The sequence below is a fragment of the Streptomyces sp. NPDC048192 genome, assembly GCF_043202415.1.
Lineage (GTDB): Bacteria > Actinomycetota > Actinomycetes > Streptomycetales > Streptomycetaceae > Streptomyces.
Window position 1 is genome coordinate 242,763 of sequence record NZ_JBIDAL010000001.1, and the last position, 21,805, is coordinate 264,567.

Annotated in this window: 18 protein-coding genes; 9 read left to right on the plus strand and 9 right to left on the minus strand. The window is 74.6% G+C overall.

Annotated features, from left to right (window positions below):
- Nucleotides 1–15 precede the first annotated feature (15 nt).
- Together ACGFZN_RS01105 and ACGFZN_RS01110 are read right to left on the minus strand one after the other, a co-directional pair.
- Complete coding sequence (locus ACGFZN_RS01105; RefSeq protein WP_393856344.1) at nt 16–720, minus strand: DUF4232 domain-containing protein; 705 nt, start codon at nt 718–720, stop codon at nt 16–18.
- 153 nt (nt 721–873) lie between these two features.
- Complete coding sequence (locus ACGFZN_RS01110) at nt 874–2,265, minus strand: serine/threonine-protein kinase (protein WP_393856345.1); 1,392 nt, start codon at nt 2,263–2,265, stop codon at nt 874–876.
- A 45-nt stretch (nt 2,266–2,310) separates the two neighbouring features.
- Between ACGFZN_RS01110 and ACGFZN_RS01115 the strand changes: the two genes are divergently transcribed.
- Complete coding sequence (locus tag ACGFZN_RS01115; RefSeq protein WP_393856346.1) at nt 2,311–2,859, plus strand: RNA polymerase sigma factor; 549 nt, start codon at nt 2,311–2,313, stop codon at nt 2,857–2,859.
- Nucleotide 2,860: 1 nt separating this feature from the next.
- On the opposite strand, the gene ACGFZN_RS01120 is transcribed toward ACGFZN_RS01115, so the two are convergent.
- Nucleotides 2,861–5,242 carry a SpoIIE family protein phosphatase gene (locus ACGFZN_RS01120; protein WP_393856347.1) on the minus strand — a complete coding sequence of 794 codons (2,382 nt, stop codon included), beginning with the start codon at nt 5,240–5,242 and terminating at the stop codon, nt 2,861–2,863.
- A 309-nt stretch (nt 5,243–5,551) separates the two neighbouring features.
- Here ACGFZN_RS01120 and ACGFZN_RS01125 point away from each other — a divergent pair, with 309 nt between their 5' ends.
- The 4 genes from ACGFZN_RS01125 (at nt 5,552) to ACGFZN_RS01140 (ending at nt 11,654) form a co-directional block, all read left to right on the plus strand.
- The gene (locus tag ACGFZN_RS01125; protein ID WP_393856348.1) at nt 5,552–8,650 is read left to right on the plus strand and encodes a glycoside hydrolase family 2 TIM barrel-domain containing protein; all 3,099 of its coding nucleotides are present in this window, start codon (nt 5,552–5,554) and stop codon (nt 8,648–8,650) included.
- Between the two features lie 150 nt (nt 8,651–8,800).
- The gene (locus ACGFZN_RS01130) at nt 8,801–9,040 is read left to right on the plus strand and encodes a hypothetical protein (protein ID WP_330336371.1); all 240 of its coding nucleotides are present in this window, start codon (nt 8,801–8,803) and stop codon (nt 9,038–9,040) included.
- A gap of 3 nt (nt 9,041–9,043) precedes the next feature.
- Complete coding sequence (locus ACGFZN_RS01135) at nt 9,044–9,421, plus strand: hypothetical protein (RefSeq protein WP_030739759.1); 378 nt, start codon at nt 9,044–9,046, stop codon at nt 9,419–9,421.
- A 541-nt stretch (nt 9,422–9,962) separates the two neighbouring features.
- The gene (locus ACGFZN_RS01140; protein WP_393856349.1) at nt 9,963–11,654 is read left to right on the plus strand and encodes an RICIN domain-containing protein; all 1,692 of its coding nucleotides are present in this window, start codon (nt 9,963–9,965) and stop codon (nt 11,652–11,654) included.
- Between the two features lie 761 nt (nt 11,655–12,415).
- On the opposite strand, the gene ACGFZN_RS01145 is transcribed toward ACGFZN_RS01140, so the two are convergent.
- On the minus strand, nt 12,416–13,585 hold the full coding sequence (locus ACGFZN_RS01145; protein WP_393856350.1) for a lactate 2-monooxygenase: 1,170 nt from the start codon (nt 13,583–13,585) through the stop codon (nt 12,416–12,418).
- A 433-nt stretch (nt 13,586–14,018) separates the two neighbouring features.
- Here ACGFZN_RS01145 and ACGFZN_RS01150 point away from each other — a divergent pair, with 433 nt between their 5' ends.
- Nucleotides 14,019–14,453 (plus strand): subtilase-type protease inhibitor, encoded by a 435-nt coding sequence (locus ACGFZN_RS01150; protein ID WP_393856351.1) that lies wholly within the window; start codon nt 14,019–14,021, stop codon nt 14,451–14,453.
- A gap of 244 nt (nt 14,454–14,697) precedes the next feature.
- Here the strand turns inward: ACGFZN_RS01150 and ACGFZN_RS01155 are convergent, their stop codons facing one another.
- The 5 genes from ACGFZN_RS01155 to ACGFZN_RS01175 form a co-directional block, all read right to left on the minus strand.
- Nucleotides 14,698–14,874, minus strand: a complete 177-nt coding sequence (locus tag ACGFZN_RS01155) for a CDGSH iron-sulfur domain-containing protein (RefSeq protein ID WP_393856659.1) — start codon at nt 14,872–14,874, stop codon at nt 14,698–14,700.
- Between the two features lie 28 nt (nt 14,875–14,902).
- Nucleotides 14,903–15,577 carry a HemK2/MTQ2 family protein methyltransferase gene (locus ACGFZN_RS01160; RefSeq protein WP_393856352.1) on the minus strand — a complete coding sequence of 225 codons (675 nt, stop codon included), beginning with the start codon at nt 15,575–15,577 and terminating at the stop codon, nt 14,903–14,905.
- Nucleotides 15,578–16,600 carry an iron-containing redox enzyme family protein gene (locus ACGFZN_RS01165; protein ID WP_393856353.1) on the minus strand — a complete coding sequence of 341 codons (1,023 nt, stop codon included), beginning with the start codon at nt 16,598–16,600 and terminating at the stop codon, nt 15,578–15,580.
- 124 nt (nt 16,601–16,724) lie between these two features.
- Nucleotides 16,725–16,901: a hypothetical protein gene (locus ACGFZN_RS01170; RefSeq protein WP_393856354.1), complete on the minus strand. Its 177-nt coding sequence runs from the start codon at nt 16,899–16,901 to the stop codon at nt 16,725–16,727.
- A gap of 328 nt (nt 16,902–17,229) precedes the next feature.
- Nucleotides 17,230–18,741, minus strand: coding sequence for an MFS transporter (locus ACGFZN_RS01175; protein ID WP_393856355.1), 1,512 nt, complete (start codon nt 18,739–18,741; stop codon nt 17,230–17,232).
- Nucleotides 18,742–19,049: 308 nt separating this feature from the next.
- On the opposite strand from ACGFZN_RS01175, the gene ACGFZN_RS01180 reads away from it, so the two are divergent.
- The 3 genes from ACGFZN_RS01180 to ACGFZN_RS01190 are packed head-to-tail and all read left to right on the plus strand — an operon-like array spanning nt 19,050 to nt 21,632.
- On the plus strand, nt 19,050–19,904 hold the full coding sequence (locus tag ACGFZN_RS01180; protein ID WP_393856356.1) for an SDR family NAD(P)-dependent oxidoreductase: 855 nt from the start codon (nt 19,050–19,052) through the stop codon (nt 19,902–19,904).
- Nucleotides 19,905–19,910: 6 nt separating this feature from the next.
- Complete coding sequence (locus tag ACGFZN_RS01185) at nt 19,911–20,822, plus strand: DMT family transporter (RefSeq protein ID WP_393856357.1); 912 nt, start codon at nt 19,911–19,913, stop codon at nt 20,820–20,822.
- A 51-nt stretch (nt 20,823–20,873) separates the two neighbouring features.
- A complete protein-coding gene (locus ACGFZN_RS01190; protein ID WP_393856358.1) occupies nt 20,874–21,632 on the plus strand; it encodes a polysaccharide deacetylase family protein in 759 nt (252 codons plus the stop codon).
- The last annotated feature ends 173 nt before the right edge of the window (nt 21,633–21,805 follow it).

Consider the following 21,805-nt stretch of genomic DNA (forward strand, 5'->3'; position numbering starts at 1 on the left):
TGTGCGGGGAGCGGGTCAGGGAGCAGTGCCGGGGCTGAACACCGACAGGAAGACGGACGAGGAGTTCCCGGAGACGGGCACCGCTCCGCCCGTCCAGGCGACCTTCAGCGAGTCGCGTTCGTCCGGCGGGGTGACCAGCAGCGCGGCCGGGGTGGCCGTACCGGCGCCGCTGATGCCGGGGTTGGAGAAGGTCAGCCCGGCCCAGGCGCTCTGTCCCGGCCTGAGCGTGATCGTCGCCGGGGAACCCGGCTCACGCTTGGGGTCCGCGCCGAGCTGCGCGCCGGAGGCGCTGACGAACGCCGCGCCCGGGTAGCCGCGCACGGTGCAGGTCCGGCCGGACGTGTTGGTGAGGACGACCGGGAAGTTCTCCTGGCCGGCGCCCGGGTCGTTGCGGCCCACCGAGGCACGCAGCTCGGAGGTGTGGCAGCGGGCGCTCGTCACCGCCGCGGTCGTACCGCCGCCGCCCGCAGACGGGGTCGTCCCCTTCGGCGCGGAGTGCGAGGCGGCGCCGCTGCGCGCGGTGGACGCGGCCGGCGTGGCGGACCCGGAGGACCCCGGTGTCTGCGTGGTGCCTGTCGCCGGCGCCGCCGTGCCGGAGGCCGTGATCGGCGGGTGGGTCTGGATTTGCTTGCCGTTGCCGCAGGCGGTCAGGAGGCCCAGCACGGCGACCGTGCCCACGAGCAGGGCCCCGTGCCGCGCGGACCGGGGTGCGTACACCATGTCGCTCCACACTCCTGGAGGGTCACGGCACGCGACGGACCGCGTGCCTCATGGCGCCGAGTGCGCCGTCCACACACCTGCGATGCGCGCGACGCCGGAAAAGTTCGGCCCACACGGGATTTTCCTCCCCGCCCCGCCCCTCCGCAGCCGCCCTCAGGACACGCTCAGCGAACGGAGTATGCCCTCGGTCGCGTCGCCGTCACCCCGCTGGCGCACCTGCACGTACACCTGGGGCTGCGCGCCGCCGTCCGCCGGACCCAGCGCGGACTCGGTGACCGAGCCGCCGTCCGGGCAGCCGCTCCAGGCCCGCACCAGGCCGTGCCATGTGGCGTCGGAGAAGGTACGGCTGCCGGAGTAGCGGCAGCCGGTGTGGGTGAGGGCCTTCACCCGCGCGGTGACGTCGCCGTGCTCGCTCAGGCCGACGAACACGCCGTCCACCGCCGCGCCCAGCTCGGGCCATCTGCTCAGGTCGTCGGCGACCACCAGGCCCGGTTCATGGCCCTTGGCGAGCCCCAGCGCGCCGGGGTTCCAGCCCGAGTCGCGCAGCTCGCGGCCGAAACCCGCCGGCACCTCGACCGCCACCCGCCCGGTCGAGTCCGTCACCCGCACCCGGTCCGGGGAGCCGCCGGGGCGGATGAGGACGGTCACCACCGCCGCGGCCACCACCGCGGCGGTGACCGCGGCCAGCGACAGCGTCAGCGCGTTCAGCCGGCCGCGTACCCCGTCCAGCCGCCGGGCGGGCCGGAGCGCCGGCGTCCCCGCGGCCAGCCGGTCCAGCTCGTCCGCGAACGCCTGCGCGCCCGGCCAGCGGCGCGCCCGGTCCGGCTCCAGCGCCCGCAGCAGCGCCCGCTCCACGGCCTCGCCGAGGTCCGGCCGCAGCCGCCGCGGCGGTACGACCCTGCCGGGCGGGCCCGGCACGCTCCCGGTGACCAGCTCGTAGCCCACCGCGCCCAGGCTGTAGACGTCGGCCCGCTCGTCTATGCCCTCGCCCGGCTCGGCCTGCTCCGGCGGCTGATAGCCCGCCGAGCCCGCGGCCAGGGTGAGCACCGAGGCCTGCGCGAGGCTCTTGGCGAGCCCCAGGTCGGCCAGCAGCACCCGCCGGGTGCCGTCCGGGGCGGTGTGCAGCAGCACGTTGGTCGGCTTGATGTCCCGGTGCACGATCCCCGCCTCGTGCAGCGCGGCGGCGGCCCTGGCCGCCTGAGCCGTCAGCGCCAGCGCGTGCCCCACCGGCAGCGGGCCGCCGGCCAGCAGGTCGGCGAGGGTGCCGCCGGCGGCGTACTCCATCACGAAGTACGGCCTGCCGTCGGGGAGTTCACCGATGTCGTAGACCTGCACCACCCGGCTGGAACCGGCCCGGCGCAGCAGCCGGGCCTCGGACAGGAAGCGGTCCCGGATGTCGAGCCGGTGCGCCCAGTTGTCGGCGAGGACCTTCACCGCGACCGGCGCCTGGAGCTCGTCGTCGTGGGCGAGCCACACCGTGGCGAAGGCGCCGGTGCCCAGCGGCCGTTCGAGGCGGTAGCGGCCGATCCGCCCAGGGGAGTGCATACGACTATCATGCCTGGCCTGAGATCGACTCGAAGGGGGACCCAGGTGCTGGACCAGGCGCCGACGGAAGACCTCGCCCGGCGGGCCGCCGCCGGCGACAGCGCGGCCCTGGACCGGCTGCTCACCGAGATCCGGCCCGAGGTGGTGCGCCGCTGCGGGCGCTTCCTGCCGTGCCGGGAGGACGCCGAGGAGGCCGCGCAGGACGTGCTGCTCCAGGTGGCCCGGCACATCGCCCGCTTCGAGGGCCGCAGCCGCTTCAGCACCTGGCTCTACACGGTGGTCGCCAACTGCTGCCGGCAGAAGTACCGCGAGCTGAAGCGGCGGGCCGCCGAGCAGCCGGCCGCCATCGAGCCCTCGTACGCCGTCGACCCGCGCACCACCAGCGTCATCGCGGGCTCCCGGGTGGACCTGCTGGAGGCGCTGGACCGGCTGGAGCGCACCCATCCGCACCTGGTCGCGCCGCTGGTCTACCGGGACATCTGCCAGCTCGACTACGCCGAGGTCGCCGAACGCGTCGGCATCCCCCTCGGCACCCTGAAGTCCCGCCTGCACGAGGCCCGCAAGCAGGTGCGTCCCTGGCTGACGGGCGGCTGAGCTACTGCTCCGCCTCGATCAGCGGCAGTTCCGCCCAGATCGTCTTGCCCTCGGTGGTGTGCCGGCTGCCCCAGCGCTGGGTGAGCTGGGCGACCAGGAGCAGCCCGCGGCCGCCCTCGTCGAAGACCTTGGCGCGGCGCAGATGCGGGGCGGTGTGGCTGGTGTCGGACACTTCGCAGATCAGCGTGGTCGCGTCGTGGATCAGCCGCAGCCGGATGGGGTGCGCGCCGTACCGGATGGCGTTGGTGACGAGTTCGCTGACCACCAGCTCCGCCGTGAACGCGGCCTCGGTGAGCCCCCAGGCGTCCAGCTGCTGCACGACCTGCTTGCGGATCGGGGCGACCAGCGCCGGGTCGGCAGGGATGTCCCAGGTCGCCACCTGCGCGGCGGGCACGCCCTGGGTCCGGGCGAGCAGCAGTGCCACGTCGTCCGCCGAGCCGCCCGGCGGCAGCAGGGCGCCCAGGACGCGGTCGCAGGTCCGGTCCAGGGAGTCCGCGGCGGTGCCGAGCGCCTCGTACAGCATCTCCCGGCCGGTCTCCGGGTCCCGGTCCCGGGCCCACACCAGCCCGTCCGTGTACAGCGCGAGGACGGTGCCCTCGGGCAGGTCCACCTCGGTGGACTCGAAGGGCAGTCCGCCGAGGCCCAGCGGGGGACCGGCGGGCACGTCGAGCGCCTGGGGCGCGCCGCCCGGCCGCAGCACCACGGGCGGCGGATGCCCGGCGCGGGCCACGGTGCAGCGCCGTGACACCGGGTCGTAGACCGCGTAGACGCAGGTCGCGCCGACCTCGCCGGGGCCCGCGTCCACCCCGGACTCCTCCGAGAGGCGGACCACCAGGTCGTCCAGGTGGGTGAGCAGTTCGTCCGGGGCGAGGTCGATGTCGGCGAGGGTGCGGACGGCCGTCCGCAGCCGGCCCATCGTGGCCGAGGCCTCGACGCCGTGTCCGACGACGTCCCCGACGACCATCGCGACCCGCATCCCGGACAGCGGGATCACGTCGAACCAGTCGCCGCCCACCCCGGCCCGCGCGGCCGGGAGATAACGGGAGGAGGCCTCCAGGGCGACCGTGCGGGGGAGGGTGCGGGGCAGCAGGCTGCGCTGGAGGGCGAGCGCGGTCTCCCGTTCCCGGGAGTAGCGGCGGGCGTTGTCGATGCACACGGCGGCCCGGGTGGTGATCTCCTCGGCGAGCATCCGGTCGTCCCCGGTGAAGGGGTCGGGACGGCGGTGGCGGGTGAGCACCGCGACTCCGAGGGTGAGCCCGCGGGCCAGGATGGGGACCGACATCGAGGAGTGGATGCCGAACCGGCGGACCTGCTCGGCCCGTGCGTCGTTCCAGGTGAGCCAGGGCTCCATGTCGCCCGCGGCCGCCGAGGCGAGGATCGGGCGGCCGGCGGTCAGGGCGTCGGCCTGGGGTGAGCCGGCCGGGTACTCCTCGGTCTGCCCGGGCTTGATCACCGCCTCCGGCACCCCCTGAAGGACCGACTGGTGGGCGGCCCGGCGCAGGGTGACCGGCGCCGTGAGGCGGGCCGGGGGCTCGCCTCCGTGGTCCTGCGGGTCCAGCAGGTCGATGGTGACGAAGTCGGCGAGGACGGGCACGCACACCTCCGCCAGCTCCTGCGCCGTACGGGTCACGTCCAGCGTGCTGCCGACGCGCACGCTCGCCTCGTTCACCAGCTGCAGCCGCTGCCGGGCCCGGAGGCTGTCGGTGATGTCGTGCGCGGCCACGGACACCCCGCGCACCCGCCCCTGGGCGTCCCGGACCGGGGTCATCCGGACGAGCCAGGCGTGCGCGCCGTCCGCGCCGGCGGTGCGCACGCGGGTCTGGATGTCCAGCGGGCTGCCGGTGGCCAGCACCTGGAGCATGCCCTGCTCCAGCTCGTCGCTCTGCGGCTCGCCGCCGATCTCCGCGAGCCGCAGCCCGCGCAGGCGCTCCTCGGGCAGGCCGACCACCTCGGCCATCGCGTCGTTCATCCGGCGCAGCCGCAGCTCGGCGTCGTACACGGCGACCGCGCACGGCGACTGGATCAGGCCCGCCTCGGCGAGCGGGTCGTCGTCGGCGGGCGGCTGGGAGCCGGTGAGCGGGGTGACCACGAGCCAACTGCCGCCGTGTCCGTCGGACGCCGGCCGGCGGTGGGCGAGCAGCCAGACCGGGACCGTACGGCCGTCGCGGTGGCGGAGTCCGACCGTGCCCTGCCAGCGCGGGCCGGCGGGCGGGGCCGGGGTGTCCGCACCGGCCAGGAGCCGGGCGGCGGGGCGGCCCAGCACGGTGTCCGCCGGGTGGCCGAGCAGGCGTGCGGCGCCCTCGTTCCACTCGACCAGCGTTCCGTCCTCGTCGATGACAGCCCGGGCCGTCGCCGCGTCGTCGAACGGATAGACCCGGCTCATCGTCGCCGCTCCCAAGCGCACACTCACAGTGAACAGGTGGCACCTCTCGTGTTCCAGCGTAGTGCTTCGGGGACCGCCGCGAACCTCGTCCCGCGCCCGCCCGCCCCGCTGCGGGCGGGCGCGGGCGCCCCGGACGGCGTGCGCTTGACCGGCCGGTCGAACACGGTCAAGGGGGAAATCCGGACGATGTGCCCGCTGTGGCGGTCACCGGGTTCCGGACCCTTGACGATCGCGTGTGGCGGGCCGTCAGAATCTGTTTGTTCACGATCAGTTCTGAGTACTTCTGGGCCCTGATGAGAGAGAGCCGCCATGACGGTCACGCGCCGATCGGTACTCGTCGCCGCCACCGCGACCCCCGCGGCCGGAGCGCTGCTGAACATCACCGCCGCCCCGGCCGCCGACGCCGCCGGGGCGTCCGCGGACTCCGGCGGCCGCCACACCGTGCCGCTGCGCGACGGCTGGCGCTTCGCGCTGGCGAACCCGGGCGGCATCACCGACCCCACCGGCGCCTACGCACAGGCCGCCGACCCCGGGTACGACGACTCGGCCTGGCGCCAGGTGGCCGTCCCGCACGACTGGTCGATCGAGCAGACCCCCACCACCGACCACGGCACCAGCGGCGGCACCGGCTTCCTCCCGGGCGGCCTCGGCTGGTACCGGCTCGCCTTCACCCTGCCGAAGGCGTACGCCGGCAAGCGGATCTCGGTGGAGTTCGACGGCGTCTACATGGACTCCTACGTCTACTGCAACGGCACACAGGCCGGCCGCCACCCCTACGGCTACACCGGCTTCGCCCTCGACCTCACCGGCCTGGTGCACACCGACGGCACGACCCCCAACGTGCTCGCGGTGAAGGTGCAGAACCAGCTGCCGAGCAGCCGCTGGTACTCCGGCAGCGGCATCTACCGCGACGCCCGGCTCGTGATCACCGAACCCGTGCACGTCGCGCGCCGGGGCACCTACGTGACCACGCCGGAGGTGTCCGCCGACCGCGCGCTGATCCGGGTGGCGACGACGGTGCTGAACGAGTCCGGCACCGGCACCGACGTGCAGATCCTCTCCCGGATCACCGGCCCCGACGGCCGCACGGTCGCCCGCACGGCCACCACGGCCGCCGTCTCCGGCCAGGCCACGCAGACCCACGAACTGACCGTGCCCGAGCCCCTGCTGTGGGACGTCGCGACCCCCGGGCACCGCTACACCCTGCACACCGAGCTGCGCGTCGCGGGCCGTACCACCGACACCTTCCGCACCCCCTTCGGCATCCGCACCTACCGCTTCGACCCCGACGAGGGCTTCTCCCTCAACGGCACCCACACCAAGATCAAGGGCGTCGACCTGCACCACGACCAGGGCGCGCTCGGCGCCGCGGTCTGCATCGACGCGGTCCGCCGGCAGATGACCCTCATGAAGTCGATGGGCGTCAACGCGCTGCGCACCTCGCACAACCCGCCCTCGCCGCAGCTGATCCAGGTCTGCGAGGAGCTGGGCATCGTGATGATGGTGGAGGCCTTCGACTGCTGGCGCACCGGCAAGAACACCTACGACTACGGCCGGTTCTTCGACGAGTGGTGCGAGAAGGACGCCACCGAGATGGTGCTCGCCGCCCGCAACTCGCCCGCCGTGGTGCTGTGGTCCATCGGCAACGAGATCCCCGACTCCACCTCCACCGCCGGGCTCGCCATGGCCGACCGGATCATCGGCGCCATCAAGGCGGCCGACGACACCCGCCCGCTCGTCATCGGCTCCGACAAATACCGGAGCGTGCCGAAGAAGGGCTCGGCGGCCGACCTGATGCTCGCCAAGCTGGACGGCCTCGGCCTGAACTACAACACCGCCAAGTCGGTGGACGCGCTGCACGCGGCCTATCCGCACCTGTTCCTGTTCGAGTCGGAGTCCTCCTCGGAGACCTCCACCCGCGGCGCCTACCAGGAGCCGGAGCACCTCAACACCGGCGAGAACCACACCCCGGGCAGGCGCGCGACCTCCTCGTACGACAACAACCTCGCCTCCTGGACCATGAGCGGCGAGTACGGCCACAAGAAGGACCGGGACCGCAGATGGTTCGCCGGGCAGTTCCTGTGGTCCGGCATCGACTACATCGGCGAGCCCACGCCGTACGACGTCTTCCCCGTGAAGTCGTCCTTCTTCGGCGCCGTGGACACGGCCGGCTTCCCGAAGGACATGTACCACCTGTTCAGGAGCCAGTGGACGGCCGAGCCCATGGTCCATCTGCTGCCGATGAGCTGGAACCACGAGGAGGGCGACACCGTCGAGGTGTGGGCGTACGCCAACGTGCCCACCGTCGAGCTGTTCCTCAACGGGAAGTCCCTGGGCGTGCGGGAGTTCGACGTCAAGCGGACCACCGACGGCCGCTCCTACCTGGAGACCACCGAGGCCACCGGCGACGACAAGACCTTCACCGACGGCCCCTACCCGGGCAGTTACACCAGCCCCGGCGGAAGCGCCGGAAAGCTGCATCTCACCTGGAGGGTGCCCTACCAGCCGGGCGAACTGAAGGCGGTGGCCCGGCGGGACGGGAGCACGGTCGCCACCGACGTCCTGCGCACGGCCGGCCCCGCGCACGCCGTACGCCTCACCGCGGACCGCACGTCCCTCCCCGCGGACGGCCGTTCGCTCCTCTTCGTCACCGCCGAGATCGTCGACGCGCACGGCACCGTGGTGCCCGACGCCGAGCACCTGATCTCCTTCGACGTCGCCGGCGGCTCGCTCGCCGGCGTCGACAACGGCCGCCAGGAGAGCGCCGAGCGCTACCAGGCGAGCACCCGCACCGCCTTCCACGGCAAGGCCCTCGCCATCGTGCGCGCCGGGAGCAAGCCGGGCCGGCTGACCGTCACCGCACGGGCGGACGGCCTGCGCACCGGCACGGCGAGCGCGCCCACCACCCCGGTGCGCGACGCCGCCCGCACCCCGGCGGCCGGCTTCCGGCCCGAGCACCCGGCGCCCGTGCACTACCCGCACGCGGACGCCAGTTACTCGGGTCGTCCGGACACCCTGCCCGCCGCCATGCTCGACGGCGACCCGGCCACCGGCTGGTCCAACGCCTTCGCCAAGTCCGCCACCGCGCTGCTGCCCGCGTTCAACGGGGCGCGCGCCGAGGACTGGGTGTCCGTCGACTTCGGACGCCGCCGCACCGTCGACCGGGTCGCGGTGTCCTTCACCGTGGACGCCACCCACGCCCTGCCCGCGAAGGCCGAGGTCGCCGTGTGGGACGGCCGCGCCTGGGTGCCGGTCACGGGCGCGAGGACCGAGTGGGCCACGGCCTCGGACAGCCCGACCATGATCACCTTCGACCCGGTCGGCGGCTCCCGGCTCCGGCTGACCCTCACCAGCGCCCACCCGGGCCAGGCGCAGGGGGCGGTGCGGATCAGCAGGCTGGACGTGTGACGCACCGCGCCGCCCGCCCGGTGGCAGGGGCGGACCATCCGGTGACCGGCGGGATCCGGGCCTGGCTCCCGGCACCCGCCGGTACCGGCGAAAAGGGCAGCTGACCTGGCGGTATTTACGGGTGAGTACCCGCGCGGTACCGTGAGGGGCATGCCAGCTCTCAACGTGGAGTTCAGCGACCGGGAACTCGAGGACCTGCGGCAGATCGCCAAGGAGCGCGGTACGTCGATGAAGGCCCTCGTCCGCGAGGCCGCGGCCGCGGACATAGCCCGGCACCGGGCCCTGCAGGAGGGCGCCGCGGCCTTCCGCCAGTTCTTCGCCGCCCACGCCGAGGAGTTCGCCGCGGCCTTCCCCGACGACGAGCCCCCCGCGAAGGACGAGGCCGCCTGACGCATGCCCTCCGTCATCCACATCGACGTCCCCTGGCTGCTCCAGCGCCACGAGGAGGTCCTGCCCGACCAGCCCGCCGTCGACGACTTCTCCGCGCTGGTCGCCGCCGTCGCCCGGCACCGCGTGGATCCGCCCCGGCTGGGCGTGGACTCCGACCCCGCCTGGCGGGCCGCCGCCCTGCTGCACACCCTCGCCGTGCTCAAGCCGCTGCCCGCCGCCAACGCCCGCTTCGCCTGCGCGACCGCCGTGGCCTACATGTTCGTCAGCGGCGTCGGCATCGACCCGCCCTACGGCGCCCTCGTCGACCTCGCCCGCGATCTGATCTCCGGCAAGACCGACGTGTACGGCGCCGCCGACCGGCTGCGCTCCTGGCAGATCTGAGCCGCCGCGCGCGGCACCCGTCCCGCTCCGGCCGGCGGGGGAAGCCGCCGGAGCCGCCGGCCGGAGCAGGGAGGGGCGGGCCGCCGGCCGAGGGCGGGAGGAACGGGCCGGCGGCCGCGTGCGCGCGGAGAGCCTGCCGCGGCTCTCGTTCCTCGCTCGAGCCGGGGACCTCCACCGCGCGCGGGGCCTTTTCCGAGGAGGCCGGCCCCAGTCCACTACCGGGCCGCACTTCCCGGAAGCGTGCGTGTGCCCGCCGCCGCGGGCGCGCGCTTCACACGGGGCGCATGAAAATGCCGAAAGCCCCTGCACAACGGCGGGCGGCGGCCCCGCAGCCCTGACTTACTGTCAACACCGCCGAGGCCGACGGGCGCCTTGTTGCTCGTGTGGAAGTTGTGCAAGGGTTGCAACGACCGTGCGGGGGGTAAAGTCCGGGATTCTTCCGGCAGTTGCGGAGCGTCACCGGCAGGGGCGCCGGCCCATTCCCTCCCCGCGCGGCGCAGAGACACGCATCAACGCACGTCGCACCAAAGGAATCCGCTCAGTGCCCACCCCCCACCCCCCTCGTCCCCCCTATCCGCCGCCCGGCGAAGACCCCGGGGAGTCCGACGAGTCCCTCGCCGGTCCGCTGCGGGCCGGTTCCGACGCGGAGGCCTCCCGGTCCACCGCCCTGCTGATGGCCCGGCACTGGCAGCCGGCGCACGACTACGCGGTCGTCTGCCTCGCCCTGACCGGGCCGCTCGCCCACATGGTCACCGCCACCGCCTTCCACCAGGTCCTCGGCCGGCTCGCGCTCGGCGAAGGCGCCGACGCGCTGCGGCCCCGGCTGCTCGTCGCGGTCAGGGACACGGTCGTCAACTGGTCCGGCACCGACCGGATCACCGCCGTACTGCCCGGACTCGGGAAACCCGCCGGGGGCCGCGGCATGCGCGCGGCGAAGACCCTGATACCGGAGAACCGCGTGCTCTCCGACCACTCGTTCCACGCCCTGCCCCGTCTGGAACAGGCGCTGCTGTGGCACGTCGAGGTCGAGGCCGAGCCGATCACCGTTCCCGCCGCTCTCCTCGCTCTGGACGTCGAGAGCGCGGCGGCCGCGCTGGAACAGGCGCGGGAGAAATTCCGGGAGGGCCTGGTGCGCGCCCACCGGGAACTCGCGCCGGGCAGGGAATGCCGCTACTTCAACCGCCTGCTCGACGTACCGATCCGCCGCGGCGGAGCCCTGCTGCCGGACGTCCAGGAGCATCTGTCCGGCTGCGCATACTGCCGGCATGCCGCCGAGCAACTCGGCCACGCCGACGCCGCGCCCGGTGTGCTGCTCGCCGAGGCCGTCCTCGGCTGGGGCGCCCGCCGCTACCTCGACTCACGCCCCGGCCGCCGACCCGGCGCCGCCCGCAGCCGCGGCGGCTCCCGGCGGTCCGGCGGACGCCGGCGCGGCGGCGGCAAGCCCGGGCTGCTCGCCCGCGCCGCCGCCCTGCCCGGCACCCGGCGGCGTGCCGAACCCGGACCGCCCCGCGCCGGCTGGTCCTCCAGGACGCTGCTCACCGGCGTCGGGGTGGCCTCGGCCGGACTGCTGGCCACCGTCCTCGCGATCAGCGTGTGGCCGGGCGGAGGCAACGGCACCGGTCCGGTCGCCTCCACCAGCGCCGCCCCCGGCACCGCGGCCGGCCAGTCCCCGCCCGGCACCGCGCCCGGCACCGCGGCCCTGCCCGCCGCCGGCCGGCCCACCCGGTTGCGCAACGCCGGTGCCGACCTGTGCCTGGACATCAAGGGCGTCCCGAAGGCCGGGGCGGAGGCGGTCCTCGCCGTCTGCTCGACCGCGTCCACCCAGCAGTGGACGTACGAGCCCGACGGGCGCCTGCGCAGCGCGGCGGACTCGGGGCTGTGCCTGGACTCGCACGCCGACGCCGGAGTGGTCATCCTCGGCACCTGCGCCGGCACCGGGTCCCCGCGGGCCGACGACGTGCGCTACGACCCCACCGCGCAGGGCGAGTTGCCGCCCCGCTGGGACAGGACGCTCGCGCTGGCGACGTCCGCCGACGCCGCGGGCGCCGACCTCGTCGTCAAGGTGCGCGACGGCTCCGCCGACCAGCGCTGGCTGCCCGACGCACCGTCAGCGACCCCGGGCTCCCTGTCGATCGCCGGCACCCAGGCACCCCGCAAGATCGCGAGGCCGTACCCGGCGCGCTGCCACCGCGGGGTGACGGCGACCGGCCGCGAGACCGACGGAGACGCCTGACGGCCACTGTGGTGCCCCGCGGAGTACTCGGCAGACCCCCGCGAAGCCCCCGGCCGTCCCGCACGGAGTCCTTGGCCGCACTGGGTGGGGGCTGTGGGAGCGCCCGGCCGCCCGTGCCGAGTCCCTGGCGGCATCCGGTGGGTGGGGGCTGTGGGAGCGCCCGGCCGTCCGTGCCGAGTCCCTGGCGGCATCGGGTGGGGAGCCTGCCGGAGGGCCTGGCTGCCCCGCGCGTAGTCCCCGGCGGCACCCGGTGGGCAACCTGCCGGACCGCCCGGCCGCACTCCGGCGAACACCCGGCCGTTCTCATGGGCCGTCCGCCCGCATCCGGTTGAGGCCGTGCAGCACCCACGCTGTACCCGTGCAGCACCGAGCACCCGCCCGCACTGGACCGAGCACCCGGCGGCGCCCGGCGGAGCGCTCGGTGGCACCTGGCGGAGCGTTGAGCGGGCCGCGGGCGGAGCGCTCCATGGCTCCGGGTGGAGCGCTCGGTGGCACCGGCGGAGGGTTCGGCGGCATTCGCCGGAGCACTCACCGGCACCTGGCGGAGCGTTGAGCGGGTCCCGGGCGGAGCGCTCCATGGCTCCGGGTGGAGCGCTCGGTGGCACCGGCGGAGGGTTCGGCGGCATTCGCCGGAGCACTCACCGGCACCTGGCGGAGCGTTCAGCGGCGCCCGGCGGAGCGCTCGGTGGTACTCGGCGGAGTCGCTTGGCGGTGGCCGGTGGTGTACCGGCCGTACCCGGCCAAGTGTCTGCCCGGCTCGGTCAGTTCGGGTGATCCGTCAAGTCCGCTCGTGACACCGTTCCCGGGCCCGTGTGGCCGGACAGAGCGAGTGTCAGGTCCAGTTCCGCCAGGACGCAGCGGACGACGTGCTCCACGCCGGCCTGGCCGTCCAGCCCGAGCCCGTAGACGTACGGGCGGCCGAGGAGCACCGCCTGTGCGCCGAGGGCCAGTGACTTGAACACGTCGTCACCGGTGCGCACCCCGCTGTCGAACAGCACCGTCAGCCGGTCGCCGACCGCGTCGGCGACCTGGGGCAGCGCATCGGCCGCGGCGATCGAGCCCGCCACCTGCCGGCCGCCGTGGTTGGAGACGACCACGCCGTCCACCCCGGCGTCGGCGGCGAGCCGGGCGTCGTCCGGGTGCAGGACGCCCTTGAGCACGATCGGGCCGTCCCAGTGCTCGCGCAGGAACGCCAGGTCCGGCCAGGTGTGGCCGGGGTCGCCGAAGAGGCCGAGGAAGTGCAGCACCGCCGCGTTCGGGTCCTCGTGCACGGGCTTGGCGAGCCCGGCCCGGAACGCCGGGTCGGTGAAGTAGTTCGCGGTGCCCACCCCGTGCAGGAACGGCAGGTACGCCTGGTCCAGGTCGCGCGGCCGCCACGCCAGCAGCGGGGTGTCCAGGGTGACCACGAGCACCGAGAACCCGGCGGCCTTCGCCCGGCCCAGGAAACTCCGCGTCACCTCGCGGTCCTTGCCCCAGTACAGCTGGAACCACCGCTCGGCGTCGCCCATCGCCTCCGCCACCTGCTCCATCGGCGTGCTCGACGCCGACGACAGGACGAACGGCACGCCCTGCGCCGCGGCGGCCCGGGCGGCGGCGGACTCGGCGTCCGGATGCATGATCGACAGCACACCGACGGGCGCCAGGGCCAGCGGCGCCGGCAGCGTCCTGCCGAGCACCTCGACCGACAGATCGCGCTCGGACACGTCCCGCAGCATGCGCGGCACGATCCGGCGGCGGGCGAGCGCGGCCCGGTTGGCACGGGCCGTGCTGCCGTCGCCCGCGCTTCCCGCCACATAGCCCACCGGGCCCGGACCGAGCCGGTGTTCGGCCAGTTCCTCCAGCCGGGTCGTATCGGTGGGCAGCCGAGGCACGGCGCCCGTCATCCCGTTCAGATAGATCTCGTACTGGAAATCGGCCCAGTGCTTCGCCATCCGTACGTCCCGCCTCTCCTCGTCGGGCCTGCGCCGCGCCGACGATACCCGCCGGTAGGTGCGCCTCCGGCCCCGGACCCCGACGCAACTCGGCGCCCCCTCGGGCACGGCTTCGTGAACGTGGATGAACGCCAGGAGTCGTGGAGGCATCGTGAAAGGTTTCAGTGGAAGTGAACCCGGAATGTTTCAGGCCGATTAACGGGCCGGTGATTTTCGGCCATGTGACCGCTTTCCGCGATCAAGACCCGCTCAGTTCCGGGGCCGACGCGTTCGATTTCCGTGACTTCGCGCCACTGATTCAACACGCAATGTTACTGAAACCTGCGGGTTCGATGTGTGTTTCGGCGGCGGACTCGGCAGAGTGGCGCTCGCCGCTCCGGCGCCCACCGGGCCGGAGCCGGCACACATCGATCCGAGCGGAAGGATGCACACAATGCGGAACACCGCGCGCTGGGCAGCGGCCCTCGGCCTCACGGCCGCCGCCGTTTGCGGACCCCTGACCGGGGCCGCCGTCGCTGCACCGGACGCCGCCCCGTCGTCGCTCTACGCCCCCTCGGCGCTGGTCCTCACGACCGGGCACGGCAGCGACGCGGCCACGGCCACCCCGGAGCGCGCCGTCACCCTGAGCTGCGCCCCCACGCCCTCCGGCACCCATCCGGCCGCGGCCGAGGCCTGCGCCGAACTGAGCGGCGCCGGCGGGGACCTGAACGCCCTGAAGCCGGCCGACGACGTGTGGTGCAACAAGCTGTACGACCCGGTCGTCGTGACCGTCCAGGGCGTCTGGCAGGGCAAACGCGTCTCGTACGAGCGCACCTTCGGGAACGCCTGCGTGCGCGACTCCGTGGGGGGCGGCGTCTTCAACTTCTAGGGAGTCTTCCAGGACCGGGATCGCACGGCACCCCGCACACGCCGGAACAGGTCCGCAACCGGGGAGTGCGGCCCCTGGAGCGGGGAACCTGCGATCTCGCACCGGAGCCGACGGGCGGAGTGGGGCCGCCCGCCGGCCTCCGGGCACACAGCCGCTCCCCGGGCGGGCCCGTGGGGGGCCCGACCCGGGGAGCGGCGTGAAACAACCGGTCTGTGAAACAACCGGCTCGGGAAACAACCCGTTCTCAAGCGCCGTTCCTGGTTCTGCGCCGGTGACTGGTGTCGCACCACGGATAGCGGCGACTGCGCCCACAGGTGCACAGCGCGACCCGGAACCGATCCGAGGACACCGTGGTGCCGTCCTCCAGCTCGACCTCCACCGGCCCCTCGACCAGCAGCGGACCCTGCCGCCGGAGACTGATCCGGCGGGTCTTCTCAGCAGATTCGTTCTCAGTAGGTTCGTTCGGCACGGACGACCACCAACTCCTCGGTTCGCGCGGCCGGTTCCAGCAGGCCGCGCCGGCGCAGCCAGTCCTCGCGCGAGCGCAGCACGGGTCCGAAGGGGATCCGGCGGCGCCGTGCCACCGACGCCTTCAGGCCCGCGTCCCGCAGCAGCCGCAGGGTGTGGTCGGGGTCGCTGAGCGCGGAGTGCACGATCAGCAGTACGCCTCCCGGGCGCAGCAGCGCGGGCGCGTCCCGGCAGATCCGGTCCAGCAGCAGCCGCCCGTCCCGGCCCGCGTCCCAGGCCCGGGACCGGCCGCGCGGCCCGTGCCGGGTGTCGGGCGCGGGCACGTACGGCGGGTTGGCGAGGATGAGGTCGAAGGTGCGGCCCCGGACCGGTCCGAAGAGGTTGCCGCGCCGGATGCGCACCGGCAGCCCGGACAGCCAGGCGTTCGCCCGCACCGTCCACACGGCGCGCCGGGACACGTCCACCGCGGTCACCTCGGCGCCGTGCCGTGCGGCCTCCAGCGCCAGGGCCCCGCTGCCGGTGCCGACGTCGAGGACCTGGCTGCCGGGCGCCGGGGCCTCCGCGCGGAGGGCCTCGGTCAGCAGCTCGGTGTCCTCCTGTGGGGCGTACACGCCCGGAAGGATCAATGCGATCACGCGGCGCGAGTACCCCGCCATTCAGGATGTATGGGAGTTTGCCCGCGTCAGCGGGGTGAGCGGGGTGCGCAGGGACGAGCGCCCGGCGCGCCAGTCGGCGAGCAGCCGCCGCGCCAGCCGGCCCTCCAGGAACTCGGTCGCGTCGATCCCGAACGCCACGTCCGCCGCCAGTTCCGGCTCCTCGGCGAGCAGCCCGCCGATCACCTCGTGGCGTACGACCTGCTCGTGGACCGCGTCCGCCTCGACATGCTCGTCGTAGAAGAACTCCGCGGCGGGCCCGGCGCCGGTGCGGCGCATCGCCTCGGCGAGCCGGCGGGAACCAGGCGAGGAGGTGATCTCCACCTCCGCGAAGTGGCCCACCAGAGCGCCGCGCAGCTCGCGGTGCAGGCCGAGCAGGGACATGAGGTTGACGACGGCCAGCATCTCGGCGGGCGCCGCGTCCAGATAGCGGCCGTAGGCGGTGTCCAGGCCCAGGTCCGCCATCAGCGCGGCGAACAGGCGCGCGTGCACCCGGTCGGCCCGGCCGCCGCCGAACTCGTCGTACTCCACCGCCGCCATCGCCGCCTTCGCCCGGCCCCACAGCCGGGGCAGCACCCAGGCGTGCGGGTCGGCCTCCTTCAGGTGGTACAGGGAGCGCTGCGCGGCGTACTCGCGCAGATGCCACAACTCGCCCTCGCCGCACAGGAAATGGGTGACCCCGCTGCCGTCGACCGGTTCGACCAGCAGTGCGCCGAGCGCGTCGTCGAGGCTGTCGTGCCCGGGCGTGTCACTCCGCAGCGCGGACAGGAAACGGCGCTCCAGGGCGGCCCGGACCCGCAGCAGCTCCGGGTCCCACTCCAGCTCCGGGGCGACGCCGGCGAAGCCGCGGTAGTGCAGCTCGTAGCAGAGGTACAGGGCGAGCTGGGGATCGTCGCCGTAGGGGTCCGCCGCCTCGGCCTCGGCCGGGCGGGGGAGGGGGCCGGTCCCGCGCAGATACGCGGTGACGGCGGCGGACAGGGGGCCTCGGGGCGCGGGCAGCCGGGGGCCGCGTGCGTGGCTGTTCATGGGGTCCGGGTACCCGCGCGGCCCCTGGTGAGGCACAGGTGGGCTGCCGGGGCCTGGGGGCGGCTCGGGGAGGGCGCGGTCGTTCCCGCGTGCGGCAGGCGCGGCCGGTTCCCCGGCCGGACCCTCAGTCCTCGCTCGCCTGCTCCTGGGCCTCGGTGTTGGGCGTGATGGCGTCCCCGGCCTTGCCGCCGGTGTCTTCCTCGTCGCGCTGCTCGGCCTCCTCGACCTCCCGGAGGACCTCCTCCAGGGCGGTGTCGAACTGCTCCTTGCGGGCCTTCTCGTCGTTTTCCTCACCGGGCATGGCCTGTCCTCCCGCCGCCGGTCATCTGATCATCTGAGTTACCCGCCGGCCGGCGTCTCAACCGCCGGCCAGGGAGTGCGCCGTGCCCGCCGGCCCGGCACCGGGCGCCGGCAGCGCCCGTACGCCGCACCGAACCGCCGCACCGGCCCCGCCTGCGCGGGCCGGCGCGCGAACGCCCAGGTCGGAGCACGGTGGGGCGGCAGCCGCCGGAGGCGGGCCCGCGGCCGTCTTGCGCACACCCCCACCATGACAGCCCGAGGGGCCGCCGTCTCCCTGCTGACGGCGGCCCCTCGGGCCCGGCGGTGTTCCGGTGGTCACCCGGTCGCCGTCACATGTGGACGACGGGTGCGGCTGCCGCGTCCTGCCGGGGCACCCCGCGACGGTAGAGCAGGAAGGCGAGGACCGCGCCGGCGGCGAAGAACCCGGACGACCACCAGAAGGCGGTCGTGTAGCTCTCGATGGTCGCCTGGGCCTGCACCAGCTTGCTGGTGGCGTCCCGGCCGGAGAGGTAGTCCGTCGCGGCGCTCGCCGCGAGCGTGTTCAGCAGGGCCGTGCCGATCGAGCCGCCCACCTGCTGCATGGCGTTGACGGTGGCCGAGGCCACGCCCGCGTCCTCGGCGGCCACCCCGCCGGTGGCCAGCTGCATGGCCGGCGGCATGACCAGGCCGAGGCCGACGCCGGTCACGATGAGCTGGGGCAGCACGGCGCTCGCGTAGTGCGAGCCCACGCCGATGCCGGTCAGCCAGGCCATGCCGGCCATCGCGACGGCGAAGCCCAGCGGGATGACCGTCTTGGGGCCGAGCCGGGGCACCAGGACCGTGGTGCCGATCTGGGCGGTCACCATCAGCGCGCCCACCATCGGCAGGAACGCCACACCGGTCTTCGTGGGGCTGAAGCCGAGGTTGAGCTGGAGGTAGTAGGTCAGGAAGAGGAACACGCCGAACATGCCGGCGCCGGTGATCAGCACCGCGAGGAAGGAGGCGGCGCGGTCGCGGTCGAGCAGGATGCGCAGCGGCAGCAGCGGGTGCGCGGCCCGGGTCTGCCACCAGGAGAAGGCCGCCAGCAGCACCCCGCCCGCGATCAGGAAGCCCCAGGTCAGCGGCGAGCCCCAGTCGTGCGTCTCGGCGTTGGAGAAGCCGTAGACCAGCGAGAACAGGCCGGCGGCGACGAGCACCGTGCCCGGCACGTCCAGCCTGGCGTGCTCCGCGTCCCGGTGGTTGCCCAGCAGGACCCAGCCGCCCGCGAAGGCGACGACCGCGATGGCCACGTTGACGTACAGCGTCCAGCGCCAGTCGAGCGCGTCGGTCAGCACACCGCCGAGGAGCAGCCCCACGGCACCGCCGGCGCCGGCGATGGCGCCGTACACGCTGAAGGCGCGGGCCCGCTCCCGGGCGTCGGTGAAGGTGGTGTTCAGCAGCGACAGCGCGGCGGGCGCGAGCAGCGCTCCGAAGGCGCCCTGCAGGGCGCGGGCGACGACCAGCATGGCGAAGCCGTTCGCGGCGCCGCCGAGCGCGGAGGCCGCGGCGAAGCCGACGACGCCGGCGAGGAAGGCGGGCTTGCGTCCGAACAGGTCGGCGATCCGGCCGCCGAGCAGCAGCAGGGACGCGAAGGCCAGGGCGTACGCGGTCACGACCCACTGCCGGTTGCCGTCGGAGAACCCGAGGTCGTGCTGGGCGGACGGCAGGGCGATGTTCACGATCGTGGCGTCGAGGACGACCATCAGCTGGGCGACCGCGATGACCGCGAGGATCCACCACCGCTTCGGCGAGGCCCCTCCGGCTCCGTGTTCTACGGCCGCGGCCCCCGCTCGGGAGCTGTCGGACAGGGTCTTGTGGGGCATGCGGAACCACTCCAGGGAAGTCGTTCGGGAGGACGGAGCGCACAGCTCGTAAACGAAACTGTTTCGTACAGGTCGAGCCTACGCGAGTGTCAGCGAAACGGCAACGTTTCTTTATCGGCGCCTGCGGACCTGGGCGCGTGAGGGCCTCCGCCAGGCGGCTCGGGGCCACCTTCAGGTCACCTTCGGCACGCGTTCGGCGGGGTTCCGCCGTGCGCGGTGTTTCAGTGTGTGGCGCCCTGGATACACCGCGAGGGTTCGGCCCCGGAGCTCGCGAGCCCGTGCAGACACGTCGCAGTGAGGTCGTCACCATGTCCCATGCCCCGCTCCCCACAGGACCGTCGAACCGCACCGGGCCGGTCGCGACTTCCGTCCCCCGCACGGGATCCGCGCCCGCGACCGCTGGGATGCCGACGGGCCGGAGCGGCACCGCGCTGGTGACGGGCGCCTCCTCGGGCATCGGAGCCGTGATCGCCCGCCGGCTGGCCGCCGAGGGAGGCTGGCGGCTGGTGCTGAACGGACGCGACGTCACCCGTCTGGAGCAGGTGGCCGCTCAGATCGACGCGCTCGCCGTACCGGCGGACCTGACCCGGCCGGGCGCCGAGCGGCTGCTCACCGACGCGGTCCTCGACCACGCCGGACGCCTCGACCTGCTGGTGGCGAGCGCCGGCCTGGGCTGGGCCGGCGACTTCGCCGGCATGCCGCACGCCCGCATCGACGAGATCGTCGGCGTCGACCTGCTGGCCACCGTCCACCTCGTGCGCGCCCTGCTGCCGCACATGGTCGCGGCCGGCACCGGCCGCATCGTGCTCATCGGGTCCGTCGCCGGCAGCGTCGCCGTGCGCGGCGAGGCCGTGTACTCCGCCGCCAAGGCCGCCCTGGCCGCCTTCGCCGACGCCCTCAGGTACGAAGTGCGCCGCACCGGCGTGGGCGTCAGCCTCGTCATTCCGGGCCCCGTCGACACGCCCTTCTTCGCGCGCCGCGGCGCCCCCTACACCAGGAGCTGGCCGCGGCCGGTGCCGCCCGAGCGGGTTGCGGACGCGGTCTGCGCCGCCGTCCGGCACGGGAAGGACGAGGTGTACGTCCCCGGCTGGCTGCGCTACCCCGCCCTGGTGCGCGGGGCCGCGCCCGGGTTGTACCGGCGGCTCGCCGCCCGCTTCGGGTGAGTGGCCATGACCGGCGTCACGGTGCTGCTCGCGCTGCTCGCGGCCCTCTCCAACGCCGCCGCCTCGGTGCTTCAGCGCCGGGCCGCCGTGCAGGAGGCCGAGGAGTGCGGCAGGGCGCGGGCCGCGCTGCGCCGGCTCGCCCGCCTGCTGCGGCGCCCGAACTGGCTGGCCGGCAGCGGGCTGCTGGCGCTGTCCAGCCTGCTCCAGGCCGCGGCACTGGCCACCGGCAGCCTGTCCCTCGTCCAGCCCCTGCTCGCCGCCGAGCTGCTGTTCACGCTGATCGTGGGCAGCATCGCCTTCCGGCGTACCCCCGACCGGCGGACCTGGCTGGCGTTCGCCGCCCTCGCCGTCGGACTGGCCCTCTTCCTCGTGTCGGCGTCGCCGTCCGCGGGCCGGCCCACGGCGTCGGCCGGGGCCTGGCTGGCCGGCGGCACCGCGGCGATCGGCGCCGTGATCGTGCTGGTGGCGGTGGCCCGCCCGGCCAGGTCCGCCGCGCGGGCCGCGCTGCTCGGCCTCGCCTCGGCCGTGTCCTTCGCGACCACCGCCGCCCTGCTCAAGGAGGCCGTGGGACGGCTCGGCCAGGGACCGGCGGCGATGTTCGGCCACTGGTCGCTGTACGCCACCGGCGCCGTCGGGGCCGTCGCCTTCCTGCTGCTGCAGAGCGCGCTCGGCGCCGGTTCCCTGACGGCGTCCCAGCCCGCCCTCACCCTGGGCGACGCGATCACCAGCGTCATCCTCGGCTGGGTGCTGTTCGACGAGGTGATCCAGCTCGGGGCGCGGGTGATCCCGGAGGTGATCGGCATCGTGCTGATCGGAACGGGCAGCCTGGGGCTCGCCCACGCCTCCGCCGAGGGCGGGGAGTGGGACGCGCACGTGCGGGACCGCCCGCCAGGTGACCCGCACCGGGTACATCGTTAGGGCACCACCGTGCACAGACGCGACATCCCCGACCAGGAAGGCGGTTCAGCGATGGTTCCGAGGTCCGGCCGCATCTGGCGGAAGGCGGCGCTGCTGTTGCCGGCCGGTGTCGCCGCCGCGCACATCGCACCGGCGGCCACCTGGCTGCCGGGCGTGCGGCTGCTGCTGTGCCCGCGGCTGTCCGGCGCCGGCCGGAGCCGGCACATCGCGCTCACCTTCGACGACGGCCCCGACCCCGCGTCGACGCCCCGCTTCCTCGACGCGCTGGACGCACTCGGGGTGCGGGCGACCTTCTTCGTGCTCGGCGAACACGTCGTACGCCATCCCGGCCTGGTCCGCGAGACCGTGCGGCGCGGACACGAACTCGCCGTCCACGGCTGGACCCACGACCGCCCCTGGCGTCCCGCGCCGGCCCGCGACGCCGAGGAGGTCGCCCGCACCGTCAGCGCGGTGCAGGACATCTCCGGCCACCGGCCGCAGTGGTACCGCCCGCCGTACGGAATCCTCACCTCCGGACGCTGGCTCGCGGCCCGGCGGTCCGGGCTGCGGCCGGTGCTGTGGTCGGCCTGGGGCAAGGACTGGACGGCCGACGCCACCCCGGCCTCCGTGCGCGCCCTGGTCGCCGCGGACCTGCGCGACGGCGGCACCGTCCTGCTGCACGACTCGGACCGCGTCGCGGCCCCGGGCTGCTGGCGCTCGACCCTCGGCGCCCTGCCGGCCCTGGTGGAGGGCTGCCGCGAGGCCGGCCTGACGGTGGGGCCACTGCGCGACCACGGGCCGGCCGGATCCGCCGCCACGGGCGGCCGGTGAGGGGGCGGCGCGCGTGAGAGGAGCACCGGGCACGGGCCGGCCGGGCTCGCCGCGGCATCCGGGCAGCGGCATGCCGGCCCTTGGAGACGACCGGCCGCACGGGCGACCGGCTGGGCCACCTCCGCGCGGAGACCGCCCGCACGGCCGGCGAGTCCAGCCGCTCCTGGCGGCGG